The 12,246-nt window shown below is 74.1% G+C and carries 9 protein-coding genes; 5 read left to right on the top strand and 4 right to left on the bottom strand.

Annotated elements, in window-relative coordinates:
• From ABZ449_RS36735 to ABZ449_RS36725, 3 genes are all read right to left on the bottom strand, one after another.
• A partial coding sequence (locus ABZ449_RS36735; RefSeq protein WP_360354904.1) for an alpha/beta hydrolase occupies positions 1-515 on the bottom strand: 515 nt, incomplete at its 3' end.
• 79 nt (positions 516-594) lie between these two features.
• Positions 595-1,386 (bottom strand): alpha/beta hydrolase, encoded by a 792-nt coding sequence (locus tag ABZ449_RS36730; protein WP_360354901.1) that lies wholly within the window; start codon positions 1,384-1,386, stop codon positions 595-597.
• 56 nt (positions 1,387-1,442) lie between these two features.
• Positions 1,443-2,291: a helix-turn-helix domain-containing protein gene (locus ABZ449_RS36725; RefSeq protein ID WP_360354899.1), complete on the bottom strand. Its 849-nt coding sequence runs from the start codon at positions 2,289-2,291 to the stop codon at positions 1,443-1,445.
• A gap of 324 nt (positions 2,292-2,615) precedes the next feature.
• On the opposite strand from ABZ449_RS36725, the gene ABZ449_RS36720 reads away from it, so the two are divergent.
• From ABZ449_RS36720 to ABZ449_RS36700, 5 genes are all read left to right on the top strand, one after another.
• The gene (locus ABZ449_RS36720; protein WP_360354896.1) at positions 2,616-5,363 is read left to right on the top strand and encodes an AAA family ATPase; all 2,748 of its coding nucleotides are present in this window, start codon (positions 2,616-2,618) and stop codon (positions 5,361-5,363) included.
• 162 nt (positions 5,364-5,525) lie between these two features.
• Complete coding sequence (locus tag ABZ449_RS36715) at positions 5,526-6,779, top strand: ABC transporter substrate-binding protein (protein ID WP_360354893.1); 1,254 nt, start codon at positions 5,526-5,528, stop codon at positions 6,777-6,779.
• On the top strand, positions 6,751-7,674 hold the full coding sequence (locus ABZ449_RS36710; RefSeq protein ID WP_360354890.1) for a sugar ABC transporter permease: 924 nt from the start codon (positions 6,751-6,753) through the stop codon (positions 7,672-7,674). The genes ABZ449_RS36715 and ABZ449_RS36710 overlap by 29 nt, the downstream gene beginning before the upstream one ends.
• A gap of 9 nt (positions 7,675-7,683) precedes the next feature.
• Complete coding sequence (locus ABZ449_RS36705; RefSeq protein WP_360354887.1) at positions 7,684-8,502, top strand: carbohydrate ABC transporter permease; 819 nt, start codon at positions 7,684-7,686, stop codon at positions 8,500-8,502.
• Positions 8,503-8,598: 96 nt separating this feature from the next.
• Positions 8,599-9,630, top strand: coding sequence for a helix-turn-helix domain-containing protein (locus tag ABZ449_RS36700; protein ID WP_360354886.1), 1,032 nt, complete (start codon positions 8,599-8,601; stop codon positions 9,628-9,630).
• A gap of 131 nt (positions 9,631-9,761) precedes the next feature.
• Here ABZ449_RS36700 and ABZ449_RS36695 read toward each other — a convergent pair whose 3' ends face one another.
• Positions 9,762-12,206, bottom strand: coding sequence for a penicillin acylase family protein (locus ABZ449_RS36695; RefSeq protein ID WP_360354883.1), 2,445 nt, complete (start codon positions 12,204-12,206; stop codon positions 9,762-9,764).
• Positions 12,207-12,246: the final 40 nt, after the last annotated feature.

Genomic DNA, 12,246 nt, shown 5'->3' with positions numbered 1-12,246 from the left:
GCTCCCGCGGAGTCGCCGACGGCGGCGATCCGGTCCCCCTCCAGTCCGATCTCGTGGCCGTGTTCGTGGATCCAGCGGGCCACGGCGTGGCACTGTTCGACGGCCACCGGGTAGCGGGCGGCGGGTGCCCGGGCGTAGTCGACGTAGACGACGGCGGCGTCCGTGCCCAGGGCGAACTCCCGCACCAGCCGGGCGTAGCAGTCGGCGTCGCCGAGCGACCAGCCCAGGCCGGGCAGGAACAGCACCACGGGACTGGGCTCGACGGCGCCGACCGGCCTGGTCACCTGGACGCGCACCCGCCCGGTCGGCCCGCAGGGCAGCGCGAGCCACTCCGACGTCGTGCCGTACGGGTCGTCCGGGTCCTCGTCCGAGCTGATGCTCGGCAGGCTGTCGAGGGCGAGGAAGGAGAGGTCCGGCGGTTCCGTCCGCGCCGCTCCGGCTCGGGCGTCCAGGAACTCCTGGAGCGCCCGGTCGAGCACCGGTCTCCGGACCTGAGAGGGCGTGGGGTCGGACAACTCTCGCTCCTGGCGTGATCGAAAAGGCCTGACCGTGTACGGGGAGCACACCACGGCCGGGCGCGCCTGGCCGAACCTCTCAACCGGTCCGGTGCCGACCGTCTCGTCGTTCAGTGGGTCCGGTCTCCTGAATCGGGAGGTTCATAGACCGTACACGACCCGGCCTGGCGGCGTCCTGAATGAGTTCCGCGACCGCCGTGGGCCGGGAGACCGCCACGCTGTGGGAGGCCTCGGGCAGTTCGAGGACGGTGGCGCCGGCCCGCTGCGCGGTGAAGCGCTGGATCGACGGCGCCAGCGCCTGGTCGGCCCCCGTCACCAGGGCCCAGGAGGGCGTGCCGCGCCAGGCCGCCACCGTCGGCTCGTCGGTCAGCACCCGCTCGGCGGCCGGGCGCTGGAGCGCGGCGAGCACCTGCGCCACCTCCGGGTCGAGGTCGGCGGCGACCAGCGGCCGGAAGCACTCCGCCGGCACGGAGAGCTCCGTCTCCCGCTGGGCGCCGCCGGTGGTGAACTCCGTGCGCCGCAGCCGGGAGATCAGCGGTGCGGGGGTGAACCGGTCCGCGAGCGCCTGGTGGCTCTCCCCCACGTCGGGCAGGTAGGCCGCCACGTAGACCAGTGCCACCACGTTCGGCGCGGAGCCGGCCTCCGTGATCACCGCGCCCCCGTAGGAGTGGCCGACCAGCACGACGGGGCCGTCGATGCCCGCCACCACGGACGCCAGGTAGGCGGCGTCATGGGCCAGGCCCCGCAACGGGTTGGCGACGGCGAGGACCGTGAGCCGACGCCACTGGAGTTCGGCGACGACGCCGAACCAGGTGCTGGCGTCGGAGCAGCCGTCGTGGACGAGCACGACGGTGGGCCGGGTGGAGGACATGGCGGCCTTTCGGATGGCGCCGGACGGCCGGACGCGACTGGGCTGCGAGGACGGGTTCAGGAAGGACGACGGTCGTCGGTCTGCGCCGCGTAGGCCTGCCACTCGCGGGGCGAGACCCCGTAGGCGTCGCGGAACGCCCGGCTGAAGTGGGAGTGGCTCACGAAGCCCCACCGGTGCGCGACCGCGGACACGCTGGTCTGCCGCCGGGACGGACGCTCCAGCTCCCGCCGGCACGCGTCCAGCCGCCGCTGCCGCACCCACTGGCCCACCGTCATCCCCTCCTGCTGGAACAGCTTGTGCAGATAGCGCACCGAGATGTGCTGCGCCCGGGCGATCGACTCCGGCGCGAGGTCCGGATCCGCCAGGTTCTCCTCGATGTGGGCCCGGATCCGCGCCAGCAGCTCCGCCGAGCCACCACCCGGCTGCCCAGGACCCTCCTCCTCCAACAACTCCGTCACCAGGATCGCCACGAGATCCGAGACACTGCGCGCGAGGTGGTCACCAGGCCGCGCCCCGGGCACCCCGGCCCGGTCCCGCACCCGCGCGGCCAACGTCAGCAGGAACTGCGAGGCGAGCGCACCGACACCCTCGCTCCCCCGCGCCACCAGACCACCCGTACGCCGCACGTCACCGTGACGCACCCCCAGGTAGAAGCACGGGAGCCGGAAACGCACCGTCCGGCACCCGGCCTCCCGCAGCAGGCCGGCCGGATGCGGCGAGGTACCGATCAGCAGGTCCCCCGGAGCCAGCGCGGTACTGACACCGTGGCGCCGGACGAGGGCCGTGCCGTCGATGTGCAGCGCGACGTAGAGGCAGTCCTCGGGATCGACGCCGGGCGGCGGGGACAGGACGTCGATGCAGGCGCCGGCGGCCTGATCGGGCAGGTGGTGCTCGGGTTCGGGCATGGGCGAGGGTCCCGACGGGATCACAAGGGGCTCCGACCGGTTCGATGGTGCTGTACGAATGCGAGGGGGGCGCCGGCTGGGATGAGCGGCAGCTGATGACGGAATTCTCGCGGCGCGCCGGGCCGGCTGACCACCGACCGGCGTAGGGATTGCCCGACGGAACTTCATCGCTCTGTAGCAACGCCTCCGCCGACGGACTCGACCCGCGGTGAGCATCCGCGTACGGCGTACCCTCGGTAGGCCGCGAACAGCGGAGGAGCAGGGCCGTCCGTCGGCACGGACGGAGCCCGGCGTGGGCAGGCGAGGACGAGCGGGAAGGCGGACATGGCAGAGGCAGGCGGTCCGCTCTCCCGTAGCGGCCTGCGCGGCCGGGAGGCCGAGCTGGAGCAGCTCCAGGCGCTGATCGCCTCGGTGGCCCGCACCGGAAGCGGGGGGCTGGCCCTGATCCAGGGGGAGCCGGGTATCGGCAAGACCACCCTGCTCGCCGAGGCCGCCGCCAGGGCCGGGGCGGCGGGATTCTCCGTCGGCGTCGGCCGGGCCGACGAACTGCACCACATCGTGCCGCTCTCGTCGCTGGCCAGCGCCGTCCTGAACGGCGAGCGGCCGCTGCTGTCCGGCTACGCCTTCGCCGATCTCGCCCGCGGGCACGATCAGCGGATCTGGCTGGTGGAACGACTGGCGGAGGCCATCGAGGCCAGGGCGGGCAGCGTGCCGGTCCTGGTCGGCCTGGACGACGTGCAGTGGGCCGACGCGCTGAGCCGGTTCGCCCTGCAGCAGCTCCCGACGCGGCTGCGGACCTCGCCGGTGCTCTGGGCGCTGACCTCGCGCCGGGAGCCCTCGGGCCCGGCCGAGGAGATCGTCGCGGCCGCGGCCGGCGGCCTCCCGACGGTCACCGTGCCGCTGGGCCCGCTGTCCGGCGCGGCCCTGGGCCAGCTGGCCGGCGACACGCTCGGGGCGGTGGCGGACGGACGGGTGCGGGCCGCGCTGGACGGAGCGGGCGGCAACCCCTTCCTGGCGGTCGAGATGCTGGCGGGTCTGCGCGGCGCCGAGGCCTCGGCGGAGGCCGTGCCGTCCGGGCTCGTGGTGGGCGTGCGCGGCAGGCTCAGGTCCCTGCGGCCCGGCACGCTGCGCTTCCTGCGGATGGGGGCGGTGCTGGGCCGCGGGTTCGGCTTCCAGGACGCCGCCGCGCTCTGCGGCCGGCCGACCACCGCGCTGATCCCGGCGCTGGAGGAGGCCGTACGGGCCGGGCTCCTGGACGACGACGGCGATCTTCTGGTCTTCCGGCACGACCTGCTGCGCCAGGCGGTCTACGCCGACATCCCGCCGTCGGCGCGGCGGGCGCTGCACCGCGAGGCCGCCCGCAGCCTCGTCGCCGCGGGCCGGCCGACGGCCGACGCGGTGCCGCACGTCCTCAGGGGCGCGGTACCGGGGGACGAGGAGGCCGTGGCACTGCTGCGGCGGGCGGCCGAGGACGTCCTGCCGGTCACGCCGGGCCAGGCGGCCGACCTGATGACGCGTGCCCTCGACCTGGTGCCGTCGGCGGGGCCGCTGAGGTTCGCCGTGGGCGAGCAGACGATCCTCTGCCTGACCAGGGCCGGCCGGAACCGGGAGGCGCTGTCGGCGGGCGACCGGCTGCTGGCCGAGCGCCCGCCCCTGGAGACCTTCGGCCGGCTCCAGGCCGCCCTCGGCGGGACGCTGTGGATCATGGATCTCACCGACGAGCTGCGCCGCCGGACCGAGGCCGCGCTCGCCGTGGAGGGCTTCGCCCCGGAGATCCGTGCCAGGCTGGCCGCCCTGCGCGCACTGGCGCTGTCCCGGGGGCGTGATCTCCTCGCGGCGCGGGCGGCCGGCGAGACGGCACTGGGCGACGCCATCGCGGCCGGTGACCGCGAGGCGCACGTCCTGGCCCTGTCCGGGCTGGGCGAGATCGCGCTGAACGCGGGTGAGAACGCGCTCGCGCTGCGGCGCTTCGCCGCGCTGAGCGCCGTCGATCCCGTGTTCCTTCCGGAGGAGATCGTCGCGCACGTGCACACGGACGACTTCGGGTCTGCCGAGCGCCTGCTCCTGGGGGCGGCGGACGGGCCCGGGGCGACGCGCCAGGCCATGCTGCTCTGGGCGCAGGGCCAGCACGATCTGGGCCTCGGCCGGCTCGACGACGCCGAGGCCGGCTTCGCGACCATGGAGCGCCTGGAGGACGAGGTGCGGGTGCCCGTCCAGCAGGTGAACGGTCGCGTGATCCGCTCCCGGATCGCCCTGCTGCGCGGCGACCGGGAGGCGGCACGGGAGCACCTGGACGCGGCGCGGGAACGGATGGCGGTCAAACCGAACCCGGGCAACACGGCCGCGGTGCGTTTCCTGGAGGCCGTCCACGCCGAGGCCGACGGGGACACCGGGCTCGCCGTCGACCGGATCCGCCAGGTGCAGCGGGAGGGATCCCTGATGCGGTGGCGGCTCCTGCGGGACTGGGTCGATGCCGCGATCCGCATGTCCCTGCGCGCCGGGGAGCGCGAGCTCGCCGGGGACCTGGCCGCGCAGGCCGAGGCCCACGCCGGGCGCAACCCGTCCGTGCCGACCACCAGGGGCATCGCCGCGCAGGCCCGCGGGCTCGTGGAGGGCGATCCCGCCCTGCTCGAACACTCCGTGGAGCTGCTCGGGGCGAGCCCCCGCCCGCTGGTCCGGGCCGCCGCGTACGCCGACCTCGGACGGGCCCTCCTGACGGCGGGACGCAAGGGCCGGGCCGTGGCCGCGCTGACCCACGCGCGGGGCGCCTTCGCCGCGTCGGGCGCCCATGCCGCGGTGGCCGACGTGCAACGCGCCCTGGAGGAGGCCGGGTCCGGCGGCCGCAGGGCGGCCGCGGGGCGGCGCCCCGTCGAGGGGTGGGGCGCGCTCACGGCCTCGGAACGGAAGGTCGCGGACCTCATCGCCCAGGGCCACACCAACCGGTCGGCCGCGGACGTGCTCGTCGTCTCCCCGCACACCGTCAACACGCACCTGACGTCCGTCTTCCGCAAGCTGTCGATCAGCTCCCGGGTCCAGCTCGCCAATCTGGTCGCGGCCCTGCCCGACCGGTGATCCGGCAGGCCACCGGGCACACGACGGGTACGACCGGGGGTGTTTAATGAGCGTTCGAACGGAGGAGTCCGGTCGGACCGCTCCGCGGCCCCCGGCGTCCGTCCCCCTCGCGCGACCGACCCCGGTCGCCCGGTCATCCAGTCACCCGGCAAAGGCACCAGCATGATCCCACCGGCCAGATCGTCGGTGCGGCGGATCGCCGCACTCCTGACCGGGACCCTCCTCCTGGTGCCCGCCGCCACCGGGTGCGGTGCCGGTTCCGGGTCCGGTGGCGGCGACGGCGAGGTGACCTCCATCACCGCGCTCGACTACTACACGGACGCGACCGAACACGCCCAGTGGGGCGAGATGCTCACCGAGTGCGGCCGCACGGTCGGTGTGACGGTCGAGCACACGAGCGTCCCGGGGGCCTCCCTCATCCCCAAGGTCCTGCAGCAGGCGTCCTCGCGCACCCTCCCCGACCTGCTGATGCTCGACAACCCCGACGTGCAGCAGATCGCCCGGACCGGCGCGCTGGCCCCGCTGGACGAGTTCGGCATCGACTCCGGCGGCTTCGCCCAGGGCATCCTGTCGGCGGGCAGCTACCAGGGATCGGTCTACGGACTGGCGCCCAACGTCAGCACCGTCGCCCTCGTCTACAACAAGGACATGCTCGACGAGGCCGGTGTCGCCGTCCCGAGGACCTGGGACGAGCTGAAGGCGGCGGCCGCCGCGCTGACCCGTCCCGGGCGCTACGGCATGGCGGTCGACGCCAACCCCACGTTCGAGGGCACCTGGCAGTTCCTGCCCTTCCTGTGGTCCAACGGCGGTGACGAGCGGCAGTTGGACACGCCCCAGGCCGCGCAGGCGCTCCGGCTCTGGGTCGACCTGGTGAACAGCGGATCCATGTCGAAGTCCGTGCTGAACTGGACGCAGGCCGACGTCCACGACCAGTTCGTCGCCGGGAAGACGGCCATGATGATCAACGGCCCGTGGCGGATCCCGGCCCTGAACCAGGAGGGGAACCTGCATTGGGGAGTGGCCCCGGTGCCCGTCCCCCAGCTGGGGCAGGCCCCGGTCACACCGCTCGGCGGTGAGGTCTGGACGGTTCCCAGGAGCCCCTCCAAGGCCCGGCAGGAGAAGGCCGCCCGGGTCCTCGCCTGTCTGAACGGCCCCGCGAACATGCTCACCGCGGCCAGGCAGCACTTCACCGTGCCCTCACGCACCGCGGTGGCCGCCCGGTACGCCGAGGAGGTCCCCTCGATGGCCGCCTTCGCCGGGAGCGTGGAGGCGGCGCGCGCCCGCACCGACGAGCTCGGGGTCGACTGGCCGAAGGCGGCGACGGCGATCTACACCGCGGTCCAGTCCGCGCTGACGGGCGAGCGGACACCGGAGGAGGCCCTCAGGAATGCGCAGCGGCTCGCGACCGCCGACTGACCGGTTCCCGGGGCGCCTGCGGGAGCGAACCGCGCAGTGGCTGTTCATCGCACCCGCCGCGGCGTACCTGGCGCTGTTCTTCGGCTACCCGCTCGTCGCGAACCTCGTGATGAGCTTCCGCCGGCACACCGTCACGACGTTCTTCACGGGTGACGCGCCGTTCGTGGGGCTGCGGAACTACGCGAGCGTCCTCTCCTCGGACCTCTTCCCCGGGACCCTGCTGACCACGGCCCTGTTCACCGTCGGCTCGGTCCTGGGGCAGTTCGCCGTCGGACTGGCCCTCGCCCTCTTCTTCCGGCGCCGCTTCCCGCTCGGTGACGTGCTGCGATCGCTCCTGCTGCTGCCGTGGCTGCTGCCGCTGGTCGCCTCCGGAGCCACCTGGAGGTGGATGCTCGACCCCGACTCGGGAGTGGTCAACACCGCGCTGCGCGGCCTCCACCTCTCCTCCTCCGGTGTCCCCTGGCTCACCGGCACCTCGCAGGCGCTGGTGTCGGTGGTCCTCGTCAACATCTGGGTCGGCATCCCCTTCAACACCGCGATCCTGTACGGCGGACTGCGGGACATCCCCACCCATCTGTACGAGGCGGCGGAGCTGGACGGCGCCGGCCCGCTGGCGTCGTTCCGCCACATCACCTGGCCACTGCTGCGGCCGGTGGTGGGCGTCGTGCTGGTGCTGGGCGCGGTCTACACGCTCAAGGTGCTGGACCTCGTCCTGGTGGTGACGGGCGGCGGACCGGCCGGCGCCACGGAGACCCTCGCCACCCGGTCCTACGAACTGTCCTTCCGACAGTTCGACTTCGGACGCGGTGCCGCGATGAGCAACCTGCTCGTCCTCCTGTCGCTCGTGTTCGCCCTCGCGTACCTGCGCGCCGGCCGGCGCGCCCGGACCTTCTGAGAGGCACCCGTGAAGCGCGCGCAGGGTCGCGGCGGTCCGCTGTCCACCGTCCTCGGGATCGGCCTGCTCGCGCTGATGCTGTTCCCCGTCTACTGGATGGTCGACGCCTCCCTCCAGCCCGCGGGCAACCCCCTGCGAGCGGGGTGGTTCCCACTGCATCCGGACTTCGGCGGGTACGCCACCGCGCTGCGCGACCAAGGCCGCAACCTCGTCACCAGCCTCGTCGTGGCCCTCGGCAGCGTGGTGCTCAGCCTCGCGCTCGCCGCCCCGGCGGCCTACGCCCTGGCGCGGTTCCGCCCGCGCGGCACCGGCCTCGTCCTGTTCGGCGTGCTGGTCACCCAGATGGTGCCGGGCATCGTCGTCGCCAACGCGCTGTACCGCGCCTACGACGAGCTGGGGCTCCTGAACTCCCACCTCGGGCTGATCCTCGCCGACTCCACCGCGGGAACCCCCTTCGCGGTCATCGTCCTGCACGCGTTCATGCGGAGCATCCCCGGGGAGATCATCGAGGCCGCCCGGCTGGACGGTGCCGGCCGGCTGCGCGTCTTCCGCTCGGTGGTGCTCCCGCTGAGCGGGAACGCGCTGGTCACGGCCGCCGTCTTCACCTTCCTGTTCGCCTGGAGCGACTTCCTCTTCGCCCTCACGCTCACCACCACGGAGACGGTCCGGCCGATCACGCTGGGCATCTACCAGTACCTCGGTGCCCACACCGACCGGTGGAACGCCGTGATGGCCACCTCCGTCCTGGCGTCCGTCCCCGCCGCCGTCCTGCTCGTCCTCGCCCAGCGCCGCGTCGCCGCCGCGGCGACCGACGGGGCTCTCAGATGAGCGGCGGGCCCCTCGACCGGTACCACCGGTAACGCACCGCGGATCTGGTAGGTTCACGCGATGTTTCGCCGCCGGCGCCCTGGCACCGTGTACCGCATGCACACCAGCGGGAAGGCGGAGACCATGGCGCCGGACGTCCGGGCGAGCGGCACCAGCACGGCCGCGTCCCTCTCCACCGCATCCCTCTCCACCGCGCCGCTGTCCGCCTCCGGCCGGGCGGAGGTCTGGCACGAGGCGGTGTCCCACACCTTCGTGCCGATGGCGGTGGAGTTCCTGGAGGAGGTGCCCTCGCCCGGAACGATCGTCAGCCACCGGCTGGGACCGGTGCTGATGTCGAGGGTCCGGGCGGGAGCGCAGATGGTGACGCGCAGCAGGCGCATGATCGCCGAGGGCGACGAGCCGTCGATCATCCTGACCCTCCAGGAGCGCGGCACCGCGGTCAAGGAACAGGACGGACGGGAGTCGGTCGTCCGCCCGGGCGAGTTCTCCCTCACCGATTCGTCCCGGGTGTTCCGCAAGCGGATCGACGAGGACTTCTCCTTCACGTCCTTCCACTTCCCCCGCGCGGAGCTGGACGTGTCGGAGCGGGACCTGCGGGCGCTGACCGCGACGACGTTCAGCGGTACCGAGGGCAGTGCGGCCCTGGTCGCGACCTACCTGTCGCAGATGGTGCGACACGCCCCGGGGCTGGACGAGGTCGTCGGACGCCGGGCCGCGGCCACGGCGCTCGATCTGCTGGCGATGCTCGTCGACGACCGCGGCGGGCGCTCCCGGCAACAGGTCTCGCACAACGCGGCCTCGCTGGAGCGGGTCAAGGAGCACATCCTGCGGAACCTGCGCGATCCGGACCTGTCGCCGGCCGGCATCGCGGAGGCGAACTTCGTGTCGGTCCGCTTCCTCCACAAGCTGTTCCAGCAGGAGGGCGTCACCCTCGGCACCTGGATCCGGACGCAGCGGCTGGAGCGCTGCGGCCGGGACCTCCTGCGGCCGATGGCCGAGGAGCTCGGGGTGGCGGGGATCGCCCGGCGCTGGGGCTTCGCCAACTCCAGCCACTTCAGCCGCGCCTTCCGCGAGGCCTACGGCGTGTCACCGACGGACTGGCAGGCCGGCGGCAGGCCGACGGGCTGACGCGAGCGCCGCGAGCCCGATCGGGGCCCCGACGGCCGTACGGACCGTACGGACCCGCCGGGTCGGCACACCCGACCGGGCGGCCGCCGTCACGGGAACGGCGGCCGCCCGGAACGCGGGACGGCGACGGGTCAGCGCCGCAGGACGGTGACGGTGAGGCCCGGGGCGGAGCGGATCTCGGCCTCGGTGAAGCGCTCGGTCATCCACTGCTTGCGGGCGTAGGCCCGGGTCTGGTCGGTGAAGTGGGCGGAGGTCGGGTCGGCGGACTCGCCGTAGGTGAGCAGCGTCCGGGTGCGCGGTCCCCGGTCGGTCAGCTCGGTCGCCATCACGAAGGTGGCGCCGTGCGGGACGCTGCGGACGTCCGTCGGGTAGGTGCCGCCGCCGGCGCCCGAGTCCGGTCCGGCCGTGACCACGTTGAAGCAGCCCAGCTGGTGGGAGCAGCCGTGCAGCGGGATCCCCGCCCAGCGCTGGACCCGGCCGATCGGGGCGTCCACCGGCAGGCCGCGGGTCGCCAGGTCCTTCACGGCGTCGGCCAGGGCGCGCTGGGCGTCGGGGTCGGCGGCGTCGATGCCGCGCGGGGTGGTCAGCGGCTGGGCCGGGTCGGCCGGGACGGTCTGCCAGGCGGTGGTGCCGGTCCTCGCCAGCGCGTCCCGGTACGCCTGCCAGAGCACGGTGCCCCGGCTGTCGGCGTCGGCCCTCGTGTCCCAGGCCGCGAGCACGTCGCATGCCGGGCGCACGTCGACCGGGGTGCCGTCGGACGCGGAGATCCGCGGGTGGGCGCGGCACAGGGCCACGGCGTCGTCGCGGTCGAGTTCGGCGCTCTGCACCCGGTTGCCGAACATCGTCGCCTGGAGCGAGCCGAGGGTGAAGCCGGGGGCGCCGAGGCCGTCGGTGCCGGCCCTGCGGTCGGCGATCATCCTCAGGCTCAGCTGGGTGCGCAGCATCCGCTCGGAGGCGCCCCGGTAGACGGTGGGCAGGCCGGTGATCGGCGCGTCCGCGTTGGTCAGGTACGGGCCGCTGTTGGAGTTGGCGACGTAGTCGGTGCGGGTCAGCGCCGGGTGCTCGGCGGGCCCGAAGACGCCGGGCACGAGCGCGTCCGGGTCGCTGCCCGGGTCGCAGGCGGTGGTCGAGCCGTCCAGCACCGGCCCGATGGCGGTGACTGCGGCCAGGCAGCGGCCGAGTTGCTCGTCGGGGAGGTTCGGGACGGCCGAGGCGTCGGTGAACCAGGTGGTGCCGCTGGAGTCGACGGCCGTGGTGTACACCCAGGGCAGGCCCTGGTAGGTGCGCTGGGCCCGGCGCAGCTGGTCGAGGTTCTGGGCGCGGCCGATCGCCACCCACTGGTTCAGCGAGCGGAGGTTCTCGGCGTTGGCGTCGCCCAGGGTGTAGGCGTACTGCCCGGTCCAGCCCTCGGCGAGGACGTAGCCGAGGCGGGAGCGGTAGACGGTGCGGTCGACGGTGGAGAGCGTCCCGTCGGCGGCCTTGACGGTGATCCTGACGGCCTCCTGGGCCATCCGCTCGACCTCGCCGTCCACCAGGTACGCGGTCGGGTCGCCGGGCACCAGGGTGAGCCGGTGGAGCGAGGAGTGGTCCGCGTAGCTGGTGGTGTGGCTCCAGGCGAGGCCGCGGGTGTGGCCGATCTGGAGGAACGGGATGCCGTACAGTCCGGCGCCGGCGACGTCCAGGACGCCGGGGATGGTCAGTTGGGCCTGGTAGAAGCGCTTCGAACCGGCCCACTGGAGGTGGGGGTTGGCCAGCAGCAGGCCGGTGCCGTCGCGGCTGGCGTCGCGCCCGATCGCCCAGGCGTTGCTGCCGAGTTCGGGGTTGTCGGCGGAGCGGCCCAGCCCGGCGCCGGGAGCGGACGCCCCGGCGGCGGCGCCCGCGGGAGCCGTCGCCGCGGGAGCGATCGCGGCTCCGGCTCCCGGGACGGCCGTGGCGATCAGCTCCTTCGCGGCGGCGGCGCCCGCTTCGGTGTTGACGTCGTAGAGGATGTTCCACAGGTCGTCCGCGGTGATCGGTCCGACCCAGGCCTTCCCCCGGCAGGACGGGTCCGGCAGGTGGTCGGCGCCGGTGTCGCGCAGGTAGCGGTTGTACCCGGCGACGTAGCCGTCCACCAGCTGCCGCGCCTCGACGGTCGGCCCCAGCGGCGCGGGGGCGGCCAGCAGCCGCCGCACGGTCCCGGTGCCCAGCACGCCCCGCTGGTAGGTGTCGCTCACCAGGTTGGTCACCCGGTCGACGGACCGGCCGTCCGGACCGAAGTGGCGCGAGCGTTCGCCGCGCACGGTGACCACCTGGTCGGCGAGCTGGCACAGGTCGTCCTGGGCGAAGGCGTAGCCGTAGCCGTAGCCGAGGCCGCCGAAGTCGCGGGCGAGGACGTGCGGGACGCCGTACTCGGTCCGGCTGATCTTCGCGGTCCAGCCGCCCCGGTCGTCCCCGAGGTCGGTGTCCGCGGCCCGTGCCGCCGCGGGCGCCAGCGCCGTCAGCAGGGCGGACGTCAGCCCGAGCGCGAGCGCGCCCGATCCGAACCGCCGCAGGCGCGAGCGGAACTGACGCCCGCTCACGTTCGTGTTCTCCGTCATGGCTCCCAAGGTGTGGGCGCGGGTGCCCGCCGGTCATCGC

Origin of the sequence: Kitasatospora sp. NPDC005856 (assembly GCF_040629945.1) — a bacterium.
In the GTDB taxonomy this organism is placed as follows: domain Bacteria; phylum Actinomycetota; class Actinomycetes; order Streptomycetales; family Streptomycetaceae; genus Kitasatospora.
The sequence above is the reverse complement of the archived record's forward strand: the minus strand, read 5'-3'. Positions and strand labels throughout refer to the sequence as shown.